19 protein-coding genes are annotated in these 21,613 nt (G+C 62.2%); 13 read left to right on the top strand and 6 right to left on the bottom strand.

Annotation, left to right across the window (positions count from 1 at the left end; translation table 11 throughout):
* The first annotated feature begins 34 nt into the window (after nt 1–34).
* Nucleotides 35–1,327, top strand: a complete 1,293-nt coding sequence (gene cytX / locus AC1Q9F_RS13675) for a putative hydroxymethylpyrimidine transporter CytX (RefSeq protein WP_492620111.1) — start codon at nt 35–37, stop codon at nt 1,325–1,327.
* On the opposite strand, the gene AC1Q9F_RS13670 is transcribed toward cytX, so the two are convergent.
* Nucleotides 1,296–2,042, bottom strand: a complete 747-nt coding sequence (locus AC1Q9F_RS13670) for an RsiV family protein (protein WP_492620112.1) — start codon at nt 2,040–2,042, stop codon at nt 1,296–1,298. The two genes, cytX and AC1Q9F_RS13670, sit on opposite strands and share 32 nt — an antisense overlap.
* Before the next feature lie 221 nt (nt 2,043–2,263).
* Between AC1Q9F_RS13670 and AC1Q9F_RS13665 the strand changes: the two genes are divergently transcribed.
* From AC1Q9F_RS13665 to AC1Q9F_RS13625, 9 genes are all read left to right on the top strand, one after another.
* Nucleotides 2,264–2,881: an NUDIX domain-containing protein gene (locus tag AC1Q9F_RS13665; RefSeq protein WP_492620113.1), complete on the top strand. Its 618-nt coding sequence runs from the start codon at nt 2,264–2,266 to the stop codon at nt 2,879–2,881.
* Complete coding sequence (locus AC1Q9F_RS13660; protein ID WP_007952222.1) at nt 2,872–3,324, top strand: DUF1249 domain-containing protein; 453 nt, start codon at nt 2,872–2,874, stop codon at nt 3,322–3,324. Before AC1Q9F_RS13665 ends, AC1Q9F_RS13660 begins: the two co-directional genes overlap by 10 nt.
* 105 nt (nt 3,325–3,429) lie before the next feature.
* Nucleotides 3,430–4,245: a 3',5'-cyclic-AMP phosphodiesterase gene (cpdA, locus tag AC1Q9F_RS13655; protein ID WP_492620114.1), complete on the top strand. Its 816-nt coding sequence runs from the start codon at nt 3,430–3,432 to the stop codon at nt 4,243–4,245.
* Between the two features lie 96 nt (nt 4,246–4,341).
* Complete coding sequence (locus AC1Q9F_RS13650) at nt 4,342–4,950, top strand: YqiA/YcfP family alpha/beta fold hydrolase (RefSeq protein ID WP_492620115.1); 609 nt, start codon at nt 4,342–4,344, stop codon at nt 4,948–4,950.
* 42 nt (nt 4,951–4,992) lie between these two features.
* Nucleotides 4,993–6,900 (top strand): DNA topoisomerase IV subunit B, encoded by a 1,908-nt coding sequence (gene parE, locus AC1Q9F_RS13645; protein ID WP_085608483.1) that lies wholly within the window; start codon nt 4,993–4,995, stop codon nt 6,898–6,900.
* Entirely contained in the window at nt 6,900–7,889 is a 990-nt protein-coding gene (locus AC1Q9F_RS13640; protein WP_492620116.1) for an esterase-like activity of phytase family protein, read from the top strand. Before parE ends, AC1Q9F_RS13640 begins: the two co-directional genes overlap by 1 nt.
* Nucleotides 7,886–8,410 (top strand): retropepsin-like aspartic protease family protein, encoded by a 525-nt coding sequence (locus AC1Q9F_RS13635; protein ID WP_007952204.1) that lies wholly within the window; start codon nt 7,886–7,888, stop codon nt 8,408–8,410. Before AC1Q9F_RS13640 ends, AC1Q9F_RS13635 begins: the two co-directional genes overlap by 4 nt.
* A gap of 7 nt (nt 8,411–8,417) precedes the next feature.
* Nucleotides 8,418–10,682: a DNA topoisomerase IV subunit A gene (gene parC / locus AC1Q9F_RS13630; RefSeq protein WP_129972327.1), complete on the top strand. Its 2,265-nt coding sequence runs from the start codon at nt 8,418–8,420 to the stop codon at nt 10,680–10,682.
* A gap of 177 nt (nt 10,683–10,859) precedes the next feature.
* Nucleotides 10,860–11,570 (top strand): PqiC family protein, encoded by a 711-nt coding sequence (locus AC1Q9F_RS13625; protein ID WP_007952202.1) that lies wholly within the window; start codon nt 10,860–10,862, stop codon nt 11,568–11,570.
* Between the two features lie 415 nt (nt 11,571–11,985).
* On the opposite strand, the gene AC1Q9F_RS13620 is transcribed toward AC1Q9F_RS13625, so the two are convergent.
* Entirely contained in the window at nt 11,986–13,494 is a 1,509-nt protein-coding gene (locus AC1Q9F_RS13620) for an AhpA/YtjB family protein (RefSeq protein ID WP_085608487.1), read from the bottom strand.
* Nucleotides 13,495–13,628: 134 nt separating this feature from the next.
* Between AC1Q9F_RS13620 and serB the strand changes: the two genes are divergently transcribed.
* Complete coding sequence (gene serB, locus AC1Q9F_RS13615) at nt 13,629–14,843, top strand: phosphoserine phosphatase SerB (RefSeq protein WP_007952163.1); 1,215 nt, start codon at nt 13,629–13,631, stop codon at nt 14,841–14,843.
* Nucleotides 14,844–14,882: 39 nt separating this feature from the next.
* Here serB and AC1Q9F_RS13610 read toward each other — a convergent pair whose 3' ends face one another.
* Nucleotides 14,883–16,637: a cyclic-di-GMP receptor FimW-related protein gene (locus AC1Q9F_RS13610; RefSeq protein ID WP_492620117.1), complete on the bottom strand. Its 1,755-nt coding sequence runs from the start codon at nt 16,635–16,637 to the stop codon at nt 14,883–14,885.
* Between the two features lie 221 nt (nt 16,638–16,858).
* Between AC1Q9F_RS13610 and AC1Q9F_RS13605 the strand changes: the two genes are divergently transcribed.
* Entirely contained in the window at nt 16,859–17,260 is a 402-nt protein-coding gene (locus AC1Q9F_RS13605; protein ID WP_007952165.1) for a lectin OAA family protein, read from the top strand.
* A gap of 60 nt (nt 17,261–17,320) precedes the next feature.
* On the opposite strand, the gene asd is transcribed toward AC1Q9F_RS13605, so the two are convergent.
* From asd to AC1Q9F_RS13590, 3 genes are read right to left on the bottom strand one after another with little or no spacing between them, the layout of a single operon-like run.
* Nucleotides 17,321–18,181 carry an archaetidylserine decarboxylase gene (asd, locus tag AC1Q9F_RS13600; RefSeq protein WP_064379081.1) on the bottom strand — a complete coding sequence of 287 codons (861 nt, stop codon included), beginning with the start codon at nt 18,179–18,181 and terminating at the stop codon, nt 17,321–17,323.
* 18 nt (nt 18,182–18,199) lie between these two features.
* Nucleotides 18,200–19,015, bottom strand: a complete 816-nt coding sequence (locus AC1Q9F_RS13595) for a rhodanese-like domain-containing protein (RefSeq protein WP_064379082.1) — start codon at nt 19,013–19,015, stop codon at nt 18,200–18,202.
* Between the two features lie 39 nt (nt 19,016–19,054).
* Complete coding sequence (locus AC1Q9F_RS13590) at nt 19,055–20,593, bottom strand: HDOD domain-containing protein (protein WP_492620118.1); 1,539 nt, start codon at nt 20,591–20,593, stop codon at nt 19,055–19,057.
* A 166-nt stretch (nt 20,594–20,759) separates the two neighbouring features.
* On the opposite strand from AC1Q9F_RS13590, the gene motA reads away from it, so the two are divergent.
* Nucleotides 20,760–21,611, top strand: a complete 852-nt coding sequence (gene motA, locus AC1Q9F_RS13585) for a flagellar motor stator protein MotA (RefSeq protein WP_007952169.1) — start codon at nt 20,760–20,762, stop codon at nt 21,609–21,611.
* Nucleotides 21,612–21,613 lie beyond the last annotated feature (2 nt).

The following is a 21,613-nucleotide window of genomic DNA, read 5'->3' as shown; positions in this document are numbered from 1 at the left end:
GCACAACAACAAATGTCCCTCTGAGATAACACCCTTGAGCATTCAACCCGGTACTTATTCCCCCGACCTCGCCGTGCCCGCCAACCAGCGTGTGTTCGGCGGTCGCGATCTGTTTTCCCTGTGGTTTTCCCTCGGCATCGGCCTGATGGTGTTGCAGACCGGTGCATTGCTGGCACCGGGGCTGGGCCTGTCGGGATCGCTGCTGGCGATTTTCCTCGGCACCCTGGTCGGCGTCCTGTTGCTGGCCGCCGTCGGCGTGATCGGCAGCGACACTGGCCTGTCGTCGATGGCTGCGCTGAAACTCAGCCTCGGCAGCAAAGGCGCGAGCCTGCCGGCGTTGCTCAACCTGCTGCAACTGATCGGTTGGGGCTCGTTTGAAATCATCGTCATGCGCGATGCGGCCAGTCTGCTCGGCACCCGCGCATTCAGCGAAGGTTCGCTGTGGGCCAGTCCGATGCTGTGGACGTTGTGCTTCGGTGCATTGGCGACCTTGCTCGCGGTCAGCGGGCCGTTGACGTTCGTGCGCAAAATCCTGCGCAAATGGGGCATCTGGCTGATTCTAGCCGCGTGCGTCTGGCTGACCTGGAACCTGTTCGCCAAGGCTGACCTTGCCGCCTTGTGGGCACAGGCCGGGGATGGTTCGATGCCGCTCGCCGTTGGCTTCGACATCGCCATCGCGATGCCGCTGTCGTGGCTGCCGCTGATCGCCGACTACTCGCGTTTCGGCCAGCGGGCGAAGAATGTGTTCGGTGGCACGGCCATCGGTTTCTTCATCGGCAACTTCTGGCTGATGAGCCTCGGCGTCGCCTACACCCTGGCCTTTGCGCCGAGCGGTGAAGTCAACGCGCTGCTGCTGGCGCTGGCCGGCGCCGGTCTTGGCATTCCGCTGTTGCTGATTCTGCTGGACGAGTCGGAAAACGCTTTTGCCGACATTCACTCGGCAGCGGTTTCCAGCGGGATTCTGTTGCGTCTGAAAGTCGAGCATCTTGCGCTGGTCATCGGTGTGATCTGCACCCTGATTGCCTTGCTCGCGCCACTGGCGCAATACCAGAATTTCCTGCTGTTGATCGGCTCGGTGTTTGCGCCGCTGTTCGGCGTGGTGCTGGTGGATCACTTCATCCTGCGCAAGCGCAGTGCCCAGGTTGCGTCGGCCGCCTTGCGCTGGCCGGCACTATTGGCCTGGCTGGGTGGCATCAGCACCTATCACTTGCTGGCCAATCTGTATCCGGATGTCGGCGCGACCCTGCCGGCGCTGGTCCTGGCAGGGCTGCTGCAACTCGTGCTTGGCCGGGCGTTCAGTTACGGCCGGGAAACAGCTCGGGCTTGAGAATGCCGTTCAGGCGCGGGTAAGGGATCTTCAGTTCGACGTGGCCCAGCGCATAAGGCGCGATGGTGGTCACGTCGTACTTGAGGATCACGCCGCCGTAGGTCAGCGCCACGTTCGGGGTTTTGACGAACGGCCAGCTCTTCACGAACTCCGGTTCCTGATCGAGCTTGGTGCTGATCAGCCAGCTGTTGTGCGCCACTTGCGCGGCTTTCCAGAACGCCTCTTCCTGACCCGGCAGCAACATGTCCGTCAGGGTCAGCACCTTGTGCTGCTGACGCGAATAGTTGATGAAACCGCGTCCCGGCGTACCGTGGGCACCGCCGGTGTCCAGGTAGCTCGACACTTCGATGATCACCAGACCGTCATGCTGCTCGCGTACTTTCGCCTGCAAATAGCTGCTGTTGCGCGGGCCGGCGTTGGCCAGGAACTGCTCGCGATAGGCTGCCAGCGTTGGCGCTACCGGCGCGTTCGGTGCGGTGCGGGTCATTTGCAGCAGGCGTTTTTCGATGATGCCGTCCAGCGCCGGTTCTGCCGGGAAGCGCAACGTATCGATGTTCACCAGCGGGCAGTCCGGGTTGGAGCAACCCGGTTTCAGCGTTTCCGAGGCGTCGCGGGTGGTTTCCAGCGGCGTGCGCAGGTTGGGCTGGAACAGGCTGGCGCAGGCGCCCAGGGTCAGGGCGATGGCGGCCACGGAGGCGATTTTGAAAAGCGACATGGGCGTCCTTTCTGAAGCAGGGGAAGGCAAAAAGTTACCGCTTCGACTCTCAACGAAGCGGTCAGTTCGCCACTAAGCTAATTAGAGTGGGTTTCGCCTCCACCGTCCATCCCGCTGACAGTAAAGGGGCTGCATCAAACGTCACGGGCGCGTTAGGATGGCGCGAAGTCGAGGTTGCAAGTAAGGAGCCTCGTGTTGGATATGCAGTAAAGAGGATGCTCATGACCGATTTTGCCAACGCCGCTCCAGCCGCCATCGATATCGTGCGGCGCGAACAATGCTTCAAGGGCTTCTACAAGCTCGACCGTGTGCATTTGCGCCATGAACTGTTCGCTGGCGGCATGAGCCGCGAAATCCATCGTGAAGTGTTTGTGCGGCATGATGCCGTGGGTCTGCTGCCGTACGATCCGCGGCGCGATGAAGTCGTGCTGATCGAGCAGTTTCGCATCGGTGCCATGGGCAAGACCGCCAACCCGTGGCTGGTGGAACTGGTCGCCGGTCTGATCGACAGGGAAGAAGTGCCGGAAGAAGTTGCTCGCCGCGAAGCGCAGGAGGAAGCTGGGCTGGACATCAAGGCACTGTGGCCGATGATCCACTACTTTCCGTCGCCGGGCGGCAGCACCGAGTTCGTACACCTTTATCTGGGGCGTTGCAGCACTGAAGGCGCGGGCGGTCTGCATGGGCTGGAGGAAGAAGCTGAAGATATCCGCGTCTCGGTCTGGGCCTTTGAAGATGCCTTGCAGGCCGTACGCGATGGACGGATTGCCAATGCGGCGAGCATCATCGCCTTGCAGTGGCTGGCGCTCAATCGCGCTGAAGTGAGGGGGCTATGGTCGTAAACAAGCTGCGCGATCGCTACCGCGTCGACCTCGTGGGGCTGCAAGCCGCCTGTGAGGCGAACTACGCGCGCCTGATGCGACTGTTGCCGGACATGCGCAGCGACCCCGAGGCAAGGCGCATCGCCGTGACTCAGGGCGACCAGATGCTCGGCGTACTGACCCTGGAAGTGCTGCAGGCCTGCCCGTACACCACGACCCTGCAGGTGCGTCAGGAACACAGCCTGCCGTGGCTGCCGGTGCCGCAACTGGAAGTGCAGGTCTATCACGACGCGCGCATGGCCGAGGTGATCAGCGCCGAGCATGCGCGACGTTTTCGCGGCGTCTATCCTTACCCGAATGCGGCCATGCATCAGCCGGACGAGAAGGCCCAGCTCAATCTGTTCCTGGGCGAATGGCTGAGTCATTGCCTGGCGTGCGGACACGAATACGCGGCGGTCCGATAACCGCTGCAAGTTGTGAACTGCGTCCGGTTCGCCGGTTTCTCTTTGCGCTGTCCCCCCGCATAATTGCCGCACCTATCCAGTCCCGCGATCCCGGGGGAGAACGCCTTGCCGAGCGTATCGACTTTGACCACCGCCGACACGGCGTTGCTGGTGCAACTCTCTGACAGTCATCTGTTCGCCGAGGCGGACGGAACGCTGCTGGGCATGAACACCCGCGAGAGTCTGCAAAAGGTCATCGAGCTGGTGCTCGAACAGCAACCGCGGATCGACCTGATCGTTGCCAGCGGCGACCTGTCCCAGGACGGTACGCTGGAGTCCTACCAGCAATTCCGCCAGATGACGGCGCAGATCGACGCGCCGGCCCGCTGGATTCCCGGCAACCACGACGAGCCACAGATCATGGCTCAGGCGACTGTGAAGAGTGCGCTGCTGGAGTCCGTGGTGGACGTCGGCAACTGGCGCGTGACCCTGCTCGATTCGGCGGTACCCGGATCGGTGCCGGGGTATTTGCAGGATGACCAACTGCAACTGCTCGCCCGCTCCCTGAGCGAAGCGCCGGATCGCCATCATCTGGTGTGCTTTCACCATCACCCGGTGTCGATCGATTGCGCCTGGATGGAGCCGATCGGCTTGCGCAATCCGGAAGCGTTTTTCGACGTGCTCGACCGTTTCCCGCAGGCCCGCGCGGTGCTGTGGGGGCATGTCCATCAGGAAATCGACCGCGAACGCAACGGCGTGCGACTGATCGCCTCGCCGTCGACCTGCATCCAGTTCGAGCCAGGCAGTGAAGACTTCAAGGTCGGCGAGCAGGCACCGGGGTATCGCTGGTTGCGGTTATTGCCGGACGGGCGGATCGAGACCGGTGTGGAGCGTGTCACCGATTTCCAGTTCACCGTTGATTACGGCTCCGACGGTTACTGATCAAAGGGCGCAGCGCTGATTTCCTCGGGTGCTGGCCCAACACCCCTCGACTCCCTGTAAACTCCGCTTTCTTCAGCCGACGCCCAGGGAGCTCAAATGTCCGGTTCGATTCTCTATATCCATGGTTTCAACAGCGCGCCGGCCTCGAAGAAGGCCTGTCAGCTGGTCGAGGTGATGGAACGGCTGGGTTTGAGCGATCAACTGCGCGTGCCGGCGCTGCATCACCAGCCGCGCGAAGCCATCGGTCAGCTGGAACAGGCAATCGCCGAACTCGGCCGGCCATTGCTGGTGGGAAGCTCGCTCGGCGGCTACTATGCGACTCACCTGGCCGAGCGCCATGGCCTGAAAGCCCTGCTGGTCAACCCGGCCGTCAGTCCGCACCGGATGTTCGACGGATACCTGGGCACCCAGAAAAACCTGTACACCGACGAAACCTGGGAGCTGACCCACGACCACGTGACGGCCCTGGCCGAGCTGGAAGTGCCGGCGCCGCAGGATCCGCAGCGTTATCAGGTATGGTTGCAGACCGGGGATGAAACGCTGGATTATCGCCTTGCCCAGCAGTATTACCGGGCCTGTGCCTTGCGCATTCAGGCCGGCGGCGACCACAGTTTCCAGGGATTTGTTACACAATTGCCGGCATTGCTCAGCTTTGCCGGGATTGGCGCCGATATCTATCAGGCAATCGATTTCACCGCACTGTGAAGTCTTGCCCCATTTTCATTGAATCACTGACGACGAGACCCTATGGCCACTCCCAGCGCTAGCTCCTATAACGCCGACGCCATCGAAGTCCTCTCGGGCCTCGACCCGGTGCGCAAGCGCCCCGGCATGTACACCGACACCAGTCGGCCGAACCATCTTGCCCAGGAAGTCATCGACAACAGCGTCGACGAAGCCCTGGCCGGCCACGCCAAATCGATCCAGGTCATCCTCCACGCCGATCACTCGCTGGAAGTCTGCGACGACGGTCGCGGCATGCCGGTCGACATCCACCCGGAAGAGGGTGTGTCGGGCGTTGAGCTGATCCTCACCAAGCTCCATGCGGGCGGCAAGTTTTCCAACAAGAACTACCAGTTCTCCGGCGGTCTGCACGGGGTGGGTATTTCCGTGGTCAACGCCTTGTCGACTCAGGTTCGGGTGCGGGTCAAGCGTGACGGCAACGAATACGAAATGACCTTCGCCGACGGCTTCAAGGCCACCGATCTGCAAGTGATCGGCACCGTCGGCAAGCGCAATACCGGGACCAGCGTGTACTTTGCGCCGGACCCGAAATACTTCGACTCGCCAAAATTCTCCATCAGCCGCCTCAAGCACGTGCTCAAGGCCAAGGCCGTTCTGTGCCCGGGGCTGCTGATCAGCTTCGAAGACAAAGGCACCGGCGAAAAGGTCGAGTGGCACTACGAAGATGGTCTGCGCTCCTACCTGGTGGACGCGGTCAGCGAATTCGAGCGTCTGCCGGACGCGCCGTTCTGCGGCAATCTGGCCGGCACCAAGGAAGCGGTCGAGTGGGCGCTGTTGTGGCTGCCGGAGGGCGGTACCTCGGTCACTGAAAGCTACGTCAACCTGATCCCGACGGAGCAGGGCGGCACCCACGTCAACGGTCTGCGTCAGGGCCTGCTCGACGCGATGCGCGAGTTCTGCGAATTCCGCAGCCTGCTGCCGCGCGGCGTGAAGCTGGCGCCGGAAGACGTCTGGGAGCGCATCGCTTTCGTCCTGTCGATGAAGATGCAGGAACCGCAATTCTCCGGCCAGACCAAGGAGCGTCTGTCTTCCCGTGAAGCGGCGGCTTTCGTTTCCGGCGTGGTCAAGGACGCGTTCAGCCTGTGGCTCAACGCCAACCCGGAAACCGGTCTGGCGCTGGCCGAACTGGCAATCAGCAACGCCGGCCGTCGCCTGAAGGCCAGCAAGAAAGTCGAGCGCAAGCGCATCACCCAAGGCCCGGCGCTGCCAGGCAAACTGGCCGACTGCGCCGGGCAGGACCCGATGCGTTCTGAGCTGTTTCTGGTGGAAGGTGATTCCGCCGGCGGTTCTGCCAAGCAGGCGCGGGACAAGGAATTCCAGGCGATCCTGCCGTTGCGCGGCAAGATCCTCAACACCTGGGAAGTCGACGGCAGCGAAGTGCTGGCCAGTCAGGAAGTGCACAACATTGCCGTGGCCATCGGTGTCGATCCGGGCGCTGAGGACATGAGCCAGCTGCGCTACGGCAAGATCTGCATCCTCGCCGACGCCGACTCCGACGGTCTGCACATCGCAACCTTGCTCTGCGCCTTGTTCGTCCAGCATTTCCGCCCGCTGGTGGATGCCGGTCACGTCTACGTGGCGATGCCGCCGCTGTACCGCATCGACCTGGGCAAAGAGATTTTCTACGCCCTGGACGACGCCGAGCGCGACGGGATTCTCGACCGACTGGTGGCCGAGAAGAAACGCGGCAAGCCGCAGGTCACCCGATTCAAAGGCCTGGGTGAAATGAACCCGCCGCAACTGCGCGAAACCACCATGGACCCGAACACCCGCCGTCTGGTGCAGTTGACCCTTGGGGACGATTTCGCCGAGACCTCGGAAATGATGGACATGCTGCTGGCGAAGAAACGCGCCGGCGACCGCAAGACCTGGCTTGAATCCAAGGGCAACCTTGCCGAGGTTCTGGCCTGATGCGGTTTGGCTGGGCCTTGGCGGGTGCGTTGCTGCTGGGTTCGATGACGGTGTCGGCAGAGCCTGCGCAAGAACTGCGCGTGCTCGCCGAACACCCGGTCGAAGGCATGCGCGGCGGCAACCTGTCGGGGCTGGCCTTGTGCGGCAATGACCTGTGGACCGTTTCGGACCGCGACGATGATCAGATCTACCGTCTCGATATCCGCGATCGGGTCTGGCAGGCCACGGCCGTGCGCATCGATCCACCGAAAGTGCCGGACAGCGGCTTGCCGTGGGGCATCAGTTCGCGCACCTGGGCGGCGTCGTTCATTCGTGGCGGCGATCTGGATTTCGAAGGCATCAGCTGCGACAGCGCCGGCAACCGCTACATCGTCAGCGAAGCCCACGCGGCCGTGCTGCAAGTGCCGCCGCAGGGGCCGTCGTCGTGGCTGAAAATCTCGCCGATGATGGTTCGCGAGGCTCGGGCCAGCGGCATGTTGCTTCAGTTCAACGCGATATTCGAGGGCCTGGCGATCAACCCGACGGGGGATCAGATGTGGCTGGCTGCCGAGCGGCAAAGCCGTGGCTTGTTGCTGATCAAACGCCAGCAGACAGTGTGGGATTGTGACGGTCGTTGCGTGTTGCTCAGCGAAGGCGGGATGGAAATGCAGCCGCCGCAGTTCCCGAAAGCCCGTCCGGTCAATCGGGATTTTTCCGATATCTCCCTGTTCAACGGCAAGCTGTTTACCCTTGAGCGCAACGCGTACCAGATCTGTCGACGTGATGCGCAGACGGCCAAGGTCGAGCTCTGCTGGTCGTATGCGGCCGAGCTGTTGCAGGCCAATCGTCGTTATTCGCAGAACTTCGGCCTGGAAGAGGCGCTGGTGGTCGATGCTCAGGGTGCCTGGATCGGCGTCGACAACAATTTCGGCCCGCGCGCCGATGGCGAGGTTCGCCCGATCATCTGGCGTTTCGCCGCGCCTGAGGGTGGCTGGAGCGCCAAGCCATGAGCCAGCAACCGCCGGGCAAACGCGCCGGTCGGGTGCTGATGATTCTGGCGTGGTGCGCGGCGTTGTTTCTGGCCACGCGGTTTTTCGGCCAGTGGGAAGAACGCCAGCGCAATCCCAATGTGGAAGTGGCTTCGCAGCAGGGCAATGGTTTTATCGAAGTGAAACTGATCGGCAACGCCCAGGGACATTTTGTCGCCAGCGGCCTGATCAACGGTCGGCCGGTGGAGTTCATGCTCGACACCGGCGCGACCGACGTGGCAATCCCGGCCGAGGTGGCGAAAAACCTCAGGCTGGAAGAAGGTTTCGGTGTGACCCTGAGCACGGCCAATGGCCTGAGCCAGGGCTATCGCACCCGTATCGACCGCCTGCAACTGGGCGACATCGTGCTGCGGGACGTCCGCGCACTGGTGGCGCCGGGGCTGCATGGCGATCAGGTGCTGCTCGGCATGAGCGCCCTGAACAAACTTGAATTTACTCAGCGCGGCGGCACCATGCTGTTGCGCCAGACAACGAACCGATGAGGCCCGCATGAGCGACAACCTTGCAGACAGCTTAGATGGCGTAGAACGCCGGTCGCTGGCTGACTTCACCGAAAATGCCTACCTCAACTACTCCATGTACGTGATCATGGACCGTGCCCTGCCGCATATCGGCGACGGTCTGAAACCGGTACAGCGGCGTATCGTCTACGCCATGAGCGAGCTGGGGCTGGATGCCGATTCCAAGCACAAGAAGTCGGCGCGTACCGTCGGCGACGTGCTCGGCAAGTTCCACCCGCACGGCGACTCGGCGTGCTACGAAGCGATGGTGCTGATGGCCCAGCCGTTCAGCTATCGCTACACGCTGGTGGACGGCCAGGGTAACTGGGGTGCGCCGGACGATCCGAAATCCTTCGCCGCCATGCGTTACACCGAAGCGCGGCTGTCGCGTTATTCCGAAGTGCTGCTCAGTGAACTGGGCCAGGGCACCGCTGACTGGGGCCCGAACTTCGACGGCACCCTGCAGGAACCGCTGGTATTGCCAGCACGTTTGCCGAACATCCTGCTCAACGGCACCACCGGCATCGCCGTGGGCATGGCCACCGACGTGCCGCCGCACAACCTGCGCGAAGTCGCCACTGCGTGCGTACGCCTGCTCGACGAGCCGAAAGCCACGGTCGAACAGCTCTGCGAACACATTCAGGGCCCGGACTACCCGACCGAAGCGGAAATCATCACGCCGCGCGCCGATCTGCTGAAAATGTACGAAACCGGCAAAGGCTCGGTGCGCATGCGCGCCGTGTACCACGTCGAGGACGGCGACATCATTGTCACCGCGCTGCCGCACCAGGTCTCCGGGGCCAAGGTGCTGGAACAGATTGCCGCGCTGATGCAGGCCAAACCGTCGAAAGCGCCGCAGATCGCCGATCTTCGCGACGAGTCCGACCACGAAAACCCGTGCCGCATCGTGATCATTCCAGTCAACAGCCGCGTCGATCACGAAGCGCTGATGCAGCACCTGTTCGCCAGCACCGAGCTGGAGTCGACCTACCGGGTCAACGTCAACATCATCGGTCTGGACGGCAAGCCGCAGCTGAAAAACCTCCGTGCGTTGCTGGTGGAGTGGCTGGAATTCCGCGTGCTGACCGTACGTCGCCGTCTGCAATTCCGCCTCGACAAGGTCGAGCGTCGCCTGCACCTGTTGGACGGTTTGCTGATCGCGTACCTCAACCTGGATGAAGTGATCCATATCATCCGCACCGAGGAGCATCCGAAGGCCAAGCTGATCGAGCGTTTTGCCCTCAGCGAAATCCAGGCCGACTACATCCTCGACACCCGTCTGCGTCAGTTGGCGCGACTGGAGGAGATGAAGCTGCGTGACGAGCAGGACGAACTGCTCAAGGAACAAGCCAAGCTGCAAGCCCTGCTGGGCAGCGAAGCCAAGCTGAAGAAGCTGGTGCGCACCGAGCTGTTGAAAGACGCCGAAACCTACGGTGATGACCGTCGGTCGCCAATCGTCGAGCGCGCCGAAGCCAAGGCGCTGACCGAACACGATCTGCTGCCGAACGAGAAAGTCACCGTCGTACTGTCGGAAAAAGGCTGGATCCGTTCGGCGAAAGGCCACGAGATCGACGCGACAGGCCTGTCGTACAAGGCGGGGGACGGCTTCAAGACCTCGGCGGCGGGGCGTTCGAACCAGTCGGCGGTGGTCATCGACTCCACGGGCCGCAGTTACTCGCTGGCCACCCACACCCTGCCATCGGCACGGGGCCAGGGCGAGCCGTTGACCGGTCGCCTGACGCCACCGCCCGGCGCCACGTTCGAATGCGTCCTGATGCCTGAAGAGGACTCGCTGTACGTGATCGCCTCGGACGCCGGCTACGGTTTTGTGGTGAAAGGTGAAGACCTGCAAGCCAAGAACAAGGCCGGCAAGGCCCTGTTGAGCCTGCCGAACAACGCCAAGGTGATTGCGCCGCGTCCGGTTGCCGACCGCGAGCATAACTGGCTGGCTTCGGTGACGACCGAAGGTCGCCTGCTGATCTTCAAGATCAGCGATCTGCCACAATTAGGTAAGGGCAAAGGCAACAAGATCATCGGTATTTCCGGTGAGCGTGTGGCCAGTCGCGAAGAATATGTCACGGACATCGCCGTTCTTCCGGAAGGCGCCACCTTGGTGCTGCAGGCCGGAAAACGCACCTTGTCGCTGAAAGCCGACGACCTCGAACACTACAAGGGTGAGCGTGGTCGCCGTGGCAATAAACTGCCACGGGGCTTCCAGCGAGTGGATGCGCTGCTCGTCGAAAACCTCAATTAGGCGTCCTAGAGCGCCGTATCTACGATTTAACCCGTAGATCGGCGCTTTGGCGCTGGAGTCGGAACGCATATTCACGGATGATATGGCCTTTCCAAGCGCCGGCGTGGCCGAGCGTTCTTCATATTTATTGAGTATTTTCACTGTGGTCAGCCTTGTGGCGGCCACCTGGACGGGATGATGACTTCTCTGCGCCCCCTTATTTTCCTGCTCGCCGGCGTTCTTGGCCTGGCGGGTTGCAGCGTTCACCAGCCGGTGTCGCTGTATCAGCTGGACAGCGGAAGTCCGGCTCAGCCTGCGCAAAGCTCAGGCATGGCAGTTTTGCTGGGCCCTGTAATCGTTGCCGATTACCTGCAACGGGAAACCCTGTTGCAGCGTCAACCGGACGGCAGCCTGCAAGCCTCGGTCGATGGCCGCTGGGCCGGCAGCCTGTCTTCGGACATCGATCAGCTGCTGTTGCGTCAGGTTGCCGGGCATCTGGACAGTCAGCGCGTCGTGCTGGCGCCGGCCACCGTGGGCTTCACCCCGGATGTGCAGGTGCTGTTGACCATTACGCGTCTGGACTCCGGTCAGTCGCAACCGGCGATCCTCGACGCGCAATGGCGTCTGATTGACCGCCGTGGCCAGGTGCGCGATAACCGCATCGTCCATTTGCAGGAACAGCATGCCGGCACCACCGCCGCACAGGTGCAGGCGCAAGGCGTGTTGTTGCAGCGTCTGGCCGAGCAGCTGTCGGTAGCGCTCAAGCCGCTGGCCAATCAGCCACCGGTGGCCGAGGCGCCGCGCAAACCGGCACCGAAGCCGGCAGCACCGGCAGCGGAAGCCGAGAAGCAGCCGAAGATACCGATGGCTTCGCCGATTCGTACGGATATGGAAGTGTTCCGCTTCTAGGACTGGATCGAGTCAGAACAGAGCCCGCTTTGTGCGGGCTTTGTTGTGTCTGAGGTCGGAAGATCAAAAGCTACCCTCATCGGAAACGCCGCCCGCCCAGCCCTCCCGAAACGTCGGACCGCCCGTAGGGAGAGGGAGCCGACCGAGGTGTCTGGCGCAGTCCATCGACCTGAAAGCTCGAGTCGATTATAGATTTGTGAAATCGTGTTCGGTTGCTTGCCTGGATTCTGGATTCGGTCGTGCTCGTTCAGATCGGTGTAGATCTCGAATATCCCCTGATCGGTTCCCTCTCCCTCCGGGAGAGGGCTAGGGTGAGGGGGGGCTCCAAAGCCTGGCGCAATCATGAAAACTCCACGCACAAAAAAGCCCGCAGACAATCACTCGTCTGCGGGCTTCGTTGTAACTGGCCTAAGGTTTAAGCCCGGCGCTCATGCATCCGCGCCAGTTGCCGCTCAAGCATCGACGGATAAGGCTCCATCAACCGCTCCACACAGCAAGCCCCCTCAGGGCTGGCAATCGGGCGGATCCGCGCACGCTGGCGAATCAGCGCGTCATCACCGATCTTGCGCTCCACCAGCAGCAGGTTGCGGCTGTGTTGCGACAGGGCCAGGGCGTCCTGGGCGGAGTCGGTCAGCAACAGGTCGATCTGGCTTAGACCGAACAGCTCGTCGCCGAGGGTCAGGCCCAGCTGCAATTGCAGGGTGATGCCGCTGTCGGCGACTTCGATCTGCAACTGGTGGCCCAGCGCCCGCAGCAGCTCGCCGCAGCAGATGGCGTTGGTCAGGTAGTCGTCGCCGCTGTCTTCGGTGTGGAACAGCATCAGCGTACTGCCGTCGTTCAGGGTTTCGATTTCGCCCTGATACAGCGACGCGGCTTGTTCCAGGCAATCGCGATAACGATCCTGAAGCTCTTCCAGACGTGCGCGAGGCAAACGACGCAGTTGTTCCTGCGAGCCCAGTTGTACCGCCAGCACCGCCGTGTGTTGCGGCACGCTTGGGGTCGGTCGGCGCACGGCCGGTTGGGCTGCTTCGTCCAGCGACTCGTCACGCAGATCGGCGAACGGGTCTTCGTCATCGTCGTCTTCAACGGTGCTGACCACATGGCGTGGCGCAGGCTTCTGCGCGGCCATCGGGCGGCTTTCGTCGAAGCTTGGATCACGCAGGTTGCGCACTTCGAATTCCGGCTCGTCGTCCTCGAACTCGGGTTCCGGCTCAGGCTCCGGTTCGGCCGGCTCCGGGGCATAGTTGGCGTGCAACTGGCGGGCAAGATCGCCGATCTCGTCCTGACGCTCGATCCCCGGCGTGTATTCGTCGATCCGGCGCAGCCACACACGCAATTGCAGCAGCGGCGTGGAGATGTGCCGGCCCAGACGCAGACTCAGGGCCAGGGACAGCGCCAGCAGGATCGCACTCAGGATGCCCATGCTTTGCAGGCTGATGGTCATCGGCTGCTGGAACTGATCCATGTCCAGGCTGATGCGCAGTTGCCCGGCGGTCACGTCCTGAAAAGTGATCTTGCTCTCGTACATGCCCTCGGCTTCGCCCAACAGGCCGTGCTTGGGCCGCTGACCGGATTCGGCGAGGATGCGGTTGTCCACGCTGTAGATGGCGGCGTGGGCCACCAGCTTGTTCTTGGTCAGGTTGTTGAGCAGCACGTTGAGGCTGAGGATGTCGTTGGACACCAACAGCTCGGTGGCGGAGGTGGCGGTCTGCGTGGTCAGGCTTTCGCCCAGCGCATCGGCCTGCTCGTGCATGGCCTGCTTGAACTGCAGGCCCATCACGCAGGCATAGATCACCAGGGCCAGGGCGACCAGGATCACGTTATGGCTGGCAATGCGCAATGCAATCGGTACACGGCGGTGGCGCAGTGCACGGAAGATCAGCAGAAAGAAGTTATCGGTTTTAACTGGCGTGGGCCGGTTCACTGAGCTCGGCTCTTTTGTCCGTGAAGTTGACGCGCAGTATAGCGACAGGCCCTAGACCGGCAAAGCGCTGGCGGTGCCCGATGGTCACTGAAAGTGGGTAGAATGCGGTTTTTTTCCAGTTGCGGGGGTGCGCGTTGCGCGAAATCGTCCTGATTAACATCACGGGAGTCGACCGTCCTGGTCTGACGGCGGCCATTACCGGTGTTCTGGCCCAGGGTGGTGTGAATATCCTCGACATCGGTCAGGCGGTGATTCACGACATGCTGTCGTTCGGCATCCTCGTGGAAATCCCCGATTCCGAGCAAGGCAAGTCGGTGCTCAAGGACATCCTGTTCAAGGGCTATGAGCTCGACCAGCAGGTGCGTTTCACCCCGGTGTCCGAAGAGGATTACCAGCAATGGGTGGGCAATCAGGGCAAGAAGCGCCATATCGTTACTCTGTTGACCCGCAAGGTCACCGCCGGCCAGCTGCAGGCCGTGAGTTCGATCACCGCTAAATACGGCCTGAACATCGACCATATCGACCGTCTGTCGGGTCGCATGCCGCTGGACACCCCGGCTGACAAGGGCAAGGGCTGCATCGAGTTCTCCGTGCGTGGCGAAGCGGCGGATCCGCAGGCGCTGCGCGCCGAATTCCTCAGCGTGGCTCAGGAACTGAACGTCGACATCGCCTTCCAGGAAGATTCGCTGTTCCGTCGCAACCGTCGTTTGGCGGTGTTCGACATGGACTCGACCCTGATCGAAGCCGAAGTCATCGACGAACTGGCCAAGGCCGCCGGCGTCGGCGATCAGGTTTCGGAAATCACCGAGCGGGCAATGGCCGGCGAACTGGACTTCCGCGCCAGCTTCAAGGAGCGTCTGGCGCTGCTCAAGGGCCTGGATGTCAGCGTGCTCGATTCGATCGGCGCCTCGCTGCGCCTGACCGAGGGCGCTGAAACCCTGTTCGCCGAACTCAAGCGTCTGGGCTACAAGACCGCGATCCTGTCGGGCGGCTTCACCTACTTCGCCAAGCAATTGCAGGCCAAGCTCGGCATCGACTACGTGTTCGCCAACGAACTGGAAGTGGTCGACGGCAAGTGCACCGGCGTGGCGATCGAGCCGATCGTCGATGCCCAGCGCAAGGCCGATCTGCTGAAGCAACTGGCTGAAAAAGAAGGTTTGCGTCTGGAACAGACCATCGCCGTAGGCGACGGCGCCAACGACCTGCCGATGCTGGCGATTGCCGGTCTGGGCGTGGCGTTCCGCGCCAAGCCGCTGGTCAAACAGTCGGCGAAGCAGGCGATCTCGACTCTCGGGCTGGATGGTGTGCTGTACCTGCTGGGCTTCCGGGATCGCGACGGGCAGCTCTGATATAGGCACGGGATCGCAGCCCTCGGCTGCGGTCCTGGCTCAAAGGGATTTCCACAACGAGTCGAAATCCTCCTCGCTTCCGCCATTCCTGGCGGCCTCCAGCGAGCGATAGGCAAACTGATTGAAACTGTGAGTGCTGGCCACCCGCCGATCCAGCCCGGCGCGGTGCTCTTCGCCCTGGGTGTTGATCAGCACTTTATTGCCTTCCTGAAACGGCAGCCGTGGCGCCAGTAATGTCGCCGGCAAATCGATCGCACTGATCTCCGGCAACAGCAAACCGCGCAGATACTGGCTGTGATCATCCCGTGAGCGCACCAGTTGCAACCCGCACGGACGCGCATGCGGAGCCACCAGTTCGATGCCCATTTGCGTGCCGGCGCCACGCACCTGGCGGATCCAGCGCACCACGGCAATGCTCCAGCCCTGATTGAGGCTGTCCTGAATCCCGACCATTTCCCCCGCCTGCAATTCGGCCGGTACATCCTTCGGCCAGGCCAGGCAATAACCGCCGGGGCTGTGGTTGATGACGGGCAATGCATAGGTCGGGTAATGCGGCGGGCTGTCGGCGTCGCCTTCATCGTCGATCAGCGGTTCGTAGCGGATTTCCTCGTAAGGCAACAACTCATCGGATGTGCTCTGCGGCGCGGCATCGAAGGCCTGGCTCCAGCTATCCTTTTCACCCTGAACCACCGCGCGGCTGAAATTCGCCGCACGGGCGCCGGGGTGCTTGAGCAGTTCGCTGAAGGTGCGCTCGCCGCCGAGGTAGAAGTGCAGGGCGCTCATGCCGACGCACACGGTCAGGTTGCCCTGGCCGACGGTGCGCTGGAAGCTGCGTTCGGCGGCTTCGCCCCAGGTGGCGTGCAGGTGTTGCAGGGTGTCGAGGGTCAGGCCGGACGGCACGGGCAGCGGCGAGGTCGCATCCTGATGCAGCAGGTGGGCCTCGATGGCATTCACCAGCGGTTGCGGATCGAAACCGAGCAGACTGGCTTGTTGCTCGCTACGGAATTGGGAGCGGTAACGCGGGCCGGCGTCGATTTCTGCAGAGACCGCGAACAACCCCTCGCCCGGATGGGCGGGATGCAGTTTCAGCCACGCACTCCATGGTTCCACTACTTGGGCCAGACGCGCGATCTGGTTCTGGCGCAACTGATTGCAACGGGCGCTGCCCAGCAGCAGGGCGGCGAGGTAAGTCTGTTCGATGCTCAACTCGCCGGTCAGGCTGGCGAGGTCGTCACGGACCCGGCGGTGTTGCAGCTGCAAGTCGCAGGCGCAGCGAAACAACTGGTGCAGTTCAAACCACAGCTGTTCCGGTGCGGCGTTGTACAACTGCGTGGCGCGAACCAGTTGCCCTTTCAGCGCATGGGCCGCTCGTTGCAGCGCTTCGCTCACCAGAGCTGCGCGATCCCGGGAATACTTGGGCGCGATCCGCACAATGATCTGTTTGTAACCGATGGCCAGCTGACTTTGCAGGGCCAGGCACAGGTTGCTGATCTTGCGCGACCGCTCATCGAGCATGATCGCCTGATGCAGAAAATGCCGTTCGAGATGCTGGCAGACGAAATAAACCTCGGGCCGCAGAAGCTCCAGCAGATGCAGGCGATTGTCGCTGGGGGTCAGCAGTTGGTTGAGTTCACCGAAGCCTTGATACAGCAGGCGTGCGGTTTCGCCGATGTTGGCCTTGGGCAGGCCGGCGATCCAGCGCTTGAGGTCGCGCGGGGTGGCTTCACAGAAAGACAGGCGCAACTGCGTGGGCGTCGGGGCGCTGAGTTTCGGTTGGGATCGTGGCTCACTCATGCCGTGACAAGCTCCGGCGGCGAATAGGGCAATGCCAAAAACTCTAGCAGTTGTGCTCTGTTTCGCAGGCGATTGTCAGGCTTTTTTACCGTTGGTCTGCTGGCCTGGTGCCATTTCGGCAGGCGCTACTAGGCTCTCAGGCGTGCGATCGGAAACGCACGGTTGCACGGCTTGCCGCAACGTCGGGCAGGTCTCTGAAAAACTTCAAGGAGATGAGGTTCATGTCTAAATACGCAGTGGCAAATCAATGGGGCGGTAGTTCGGCACCTTGGCATCCGGGTGGAACCTGGGTGTTGGGCGCGCGGGACAACCAGAACGTCGTCGCGATCGAGATCAAGTCCGGCGACGGTGGCAAAAGCTTCACCGGCACCATGACCTACGCCGGCGAAGGCCCTATTGGCTTCAAGGCTCAGCGCACTGGCCAGAACCAGTACAACGTCGAAAACCAGTGGGGTGGCAACGATGCCCCGTGGCATCCAGGTGGCAAATGGGTGATCGGCGGTCGGGATAACCAGAACGTTATCGCGTTGAGTGTCACGTCCAATGACGGCGGGAAAAACCTCAGCGGCACCAATACCTACGCCAACGAAGGGCCGATCGGCTTCCGTGGGCAGATAGAGTAACGGCGCCACTCAGGTCGTGTCCGCCCCTTCGCAGACGTGCGAAAGGGCGGATCAACAGGTTCAGGCGTTGGACTGTGCCAGGGCCTGACCCATCTGTACCGGCGAGCCGGCTTTCAATTCTTCAACCCATTTCACCTGATCCGGCCCGAACAGCACGATCGCGGTCGAACCCAGCTTGAAGCGACCCAGTTCCGCACCTTTTTCCAGATGAATAGGCGCACGGGCGGCTTCGTCGTAGCGGAAGGTTTTCAGCTCGCGCTTCGGTGGTGTGACCAGACCGGCCCACACGGTTTCAATCGATGCCACGATCATCGCGCCCACCAGCACCACGGCCATCGGCCCGCGCTCGGTGTCGAAGATGCACGCTACACGCTCGTTACGGGCGAACAGTTCCGGAACGTTTTCCGCGGTGGTCTGGTTGACCGAGAAGATCCGGCCCGGGATGTAGACCATTTCGCGCAGGGTGCCGGCCAGCGGCATGTGCACGCGGTGGTAGTCCTTCGGCGACAGGTAAACAGTGGCGAATTCACCGCCCATGAACGGCGCAGCATTCGCTGCATCGCCGCCCAGCAGTTCCAGCACGCTGAAGCTGTGGCCCTTGGCCTGGAAGATGCGACCGTGTTCGATCGGGCCGAGCTGGCTGATCGCACCGTCGGCCGGGCTGAGGATCGCGCCCGGGGTCTGGTCCAGCGGACGTGCGCCGTCTTTCAGTGCACGGGTGAAGAAGGCGTTGAAGTGCTCGTAAGCGGTCACGTCTTCAACCAGCGCCTGCGACATGTCCACTTGATAACGCTTGGCGAACCAGGTGGTGAAGGCATTCTTGAACCAGCGCACGCGACACTCGGCGACGCAGCCGGCCAGGCGCGACAGCAGGTGATGAGGCAGCAGGTACTGGCTGATGATAAACAAACGCTCTTTCATGACTGTCCTTAAAAATCCTTAAAGCTCGACGGGGGTGTCGGGGTGGTTGCCCCATTCGCCCCAGGAACCGGCGTAGCCCTTGACCCGCGGATAACCGAGGGCCTTGGCCACCAGATAAGTGAAACCGGACCGGTGATGGGTCTGGCAGTGGGTAATGATTTCTTTGTCTTTGGTGATCCCGAGGTTTTCGAGGATCTGCGGCATGTCGGTACGGATGCGCAGCTGACGCGCCTGATCCATGCCCGCCGTCCATTCGAAATTGACCGCGCCGGGGATGTGTCCGCCCTTGGCCGCCAGGACTTTCTCGCCGGAATATTCCAGCGGTCCGCGAGCGTCCCAGATCGCCAGGTCAGCAGCGCCGAGACGGCTTTGCAGGTACTCGCGAGTGGCGGTCGGTTCCTCGTGCAGGGTCAGGGCAACCGGGCCGCCCGCCGCCGGAGGAATCTGGATCGACATCGGCGAACCTTCCGCCAGCCACGCCGGCAGACCGCCGTCGAGGTAGTGATACTTGTCGTGACCGATCACGTCGAGCAGCCAGATGAAGCGCCCGGCCCAGCCGCCGCCTTCGTCGTCATAGACCACGTAGACCGCGTCCTTGCGATGGCCGAGCTCACCGAACAGTTCTTCGAGTTTTTCTTTGCTCGGCAACAGGCCCGGAGCCGGCGCCTGACCCAGCTGGGTGCGTTTCGGATCGACGAAGCGTGCGCCGGGAATGTGTCCCTCGGCGTAGCGGGCGGCACTGGTCAGATCCACCAGAATCAGATCGCGGGATTCGAGGCGCGGCAGCAGGTCGCTCGGCTCGATCACCAGGGCCAGGCCAGAGAAATCAGACATGTGAGGTCTCCAGAGCACAAAGGGGAAGGATTGTAGCTGTCATTGGCCGCGCTGGCTAAAACTGTGCAGGGCTTTCTCGATGCACTGCGCGGTTTTGCCGAAAGCCTGCACAGTGATGTCGGCGAACGGCCCGCCACCCTGGTCGGCGACCACGATCATGATCACCCGACCGTTGTTCACCAACGAGCGCAGGAACAGGTGTTCGCCACGGAACAGGGCGCGCAGCGAGGGCGGCAGCAGGGCGGAAAACTGGGCGTTGTTGTCCGGGGTGATCCGCACTTGCGCCTGCTGCGCGAGCAAGCGTTGCAGTACCGAACTCTGGCTGACGACGAAATTGAGCGCGGCGGCTTCCTTCGGCAACCCCGAGGTTTGATGGACGCGCAGATTGGCGTGGCTGCGGTCGGCCATCAGGATCATCACCCGGCGCATGCCGCTGGCGACCAGCGCATCGCGGGCGGCGACGGTCAGGCTCATGGCATTGGTGAAGCGGCTTGGCACGGCCAGCAGCTCGGCGCATTGGCGTCGCCACTGGGTCAGATCCTCGGCGGACGGCGCCGCAGCCGGGAGCATTCCGGCGGGCAGGCGACGGGTGCCCCACGGCCACAGCAGCGAGACCGCCGGGTGCCAGAGGTCGGGCATGGAGTGATGGCGAGCGCTGATGGCGGCCTGTTGGTGCAGCTGCTGTTGCACCTCGTCCATCGAGATTTGCAGGTAAAGGCTGGTCAGGTATTGCCAGCGCTCACTGTGCGGACTGTCCCAGGCCTGTTGCGCCGAGAGTGCCAGACCGTTGGCCAGCAGCACGGTGTTGGCCGGTTGGTTGAGCCAGCGGCGCAGGGTCGGGTCGTCGTCGAGGCGGTTTTGCTGGCGCAGCGGATGATCGACGTCGCGGGCAATGCGCAGAACCTTGACCAGTTCGCGCTGCTCGGTCAGCAGCAGCCGATAACCTTGCTGGACCCAGATCGGCAGACGCCAGGCTTCCACCAGCGCTTCGCTGATTTTCAGCAGGCGCACACCGAACAGCTGCTTTTCCACGACTCGCGCCGATTCGCCCTTGTGGATAACCCGCACTTCCCACTCTTCAAGCAATTTGGGAAAGTTCAGTGCCAATGGCCACAGCGGCGACAGAAACAGCAGGCTGCCCCAATGGATGTCCTGCCACAGGCGCGCCAGGCGACTGGCGAAAAAACCGTTGGCCTGTTGGGTAGCGTGCTGGCTGATCATCTGCAACTGGCGCAGGGCCTGGGGGATTTGTGCGGCAGGTTCGGCAGGCAGGCGCGCCAGCAGTTCTTCCGTACGGGCAAGGCCGAGGCGGTTGATCGCCACTTCGAGGTTTTCCGCAGGCGCAGTCATGTTGCCGTGGGTGTGGCGGTTGGCTTCGCGGATGATGCTCAGGGCCAGCGCCGGGCTGTCCTGCATCAGGTCGGCGATGTCGCGCAGCGAGCTGCGGTCATCGCGAATCGCCCGGCAGACCCGGTCATGGGCGTCTTGCGGCACTGGCAGGCGAACGCTGTCGAGCAGCTTCACCCAGCCATCGAGTGTGGTCGGTTTTACGTGTGGGACGTTCGTTTCATTAGCCATGTCTGGACGAGATCTTCACTGACTGTAGACGCGCCCGGCATGGGCTAAATTGGCTTTTCGCCTGAACTGGCTATAGTCTGGCGCAGTTTTGCCGATAAGTAGAAGAAGAGATTTTTTAACTTCCGAATATGACCTTGAACCCGACTTAAGTAAGTACTTTCTACCTATGGCTAAAATTATCGGCATCATCGTCGTATTCGCGAGCGTGCTCGGCGGATACGTGCTCTCCCACGGCAAGATTGCCGCCCTGATCCAGCCTTTCGAGGTGATGATCATCGGTGGTGCTGCACTCGGTGCATTCCTGCAGGCCAACCCCGGCTACATGACGATGCACGTGCTCAAGAAATCCCTGAGCATGTTCAGTTCGCGTTTCAGCCACACGTTCTATCTGGAAGTGCTGGGCCTGATCTACGAGATCCTCAACAAGAGCCGCCGCGAAGGCATGATGGCCATCGAGGGCGACATCGAAGATGCCGCCGCGAGCCCGATCTTCGCCAAGTACCCGGCGGTACTGAAAGACGAACGCATGACCGCGTTCATCTGCGATTACCTGCGCATCATGTCGTCCGGCAACATGGCTCCCCACGAGCTGGAAGGCCTGTTCGACATGGAACTCTACAGCCTGAAAGAAGACCTCGAGCATCCGTCTCACGCGGTGAACGGCATCGCCGACGCCATGCCGGGTTTCGGTATCGTCGCGGCGGTACTGGGTATCGTGGTGACCATGGCCTCGCTGGGTGAGGGCGATCAGAAGTCCATCGGTCTGCACGTAGGTGCGGCACTGGTCGGTACCTTCTTCGGTATTCTCGCGGCGTACGGTTTCTTCGGCCCACTGGCGCACTCCCTGGCCCACGATGCCAAGGAAGAGCTGAACGTCTACGAAGCCATCAAGGCCTCGCTGGTGGCTTCGGCTTCCGGCATGCCGCCATCGCTGGCTGTCGAGTTCGGTCGCAAGGTTCTGTACCCGGCTCACCGTCCAAGCTTTGCCGAGCTGGAACAAGCCGTTCGCGGTCGTTAAGT

The organism is Pseudomonas sp. GW823-FHT04A03 (assembly GCF_058796615.1).
Note: the sequence above shows the minus strand (reverse complement) of the source record. Positions and strands in the feature narration are given on the sequence as shown.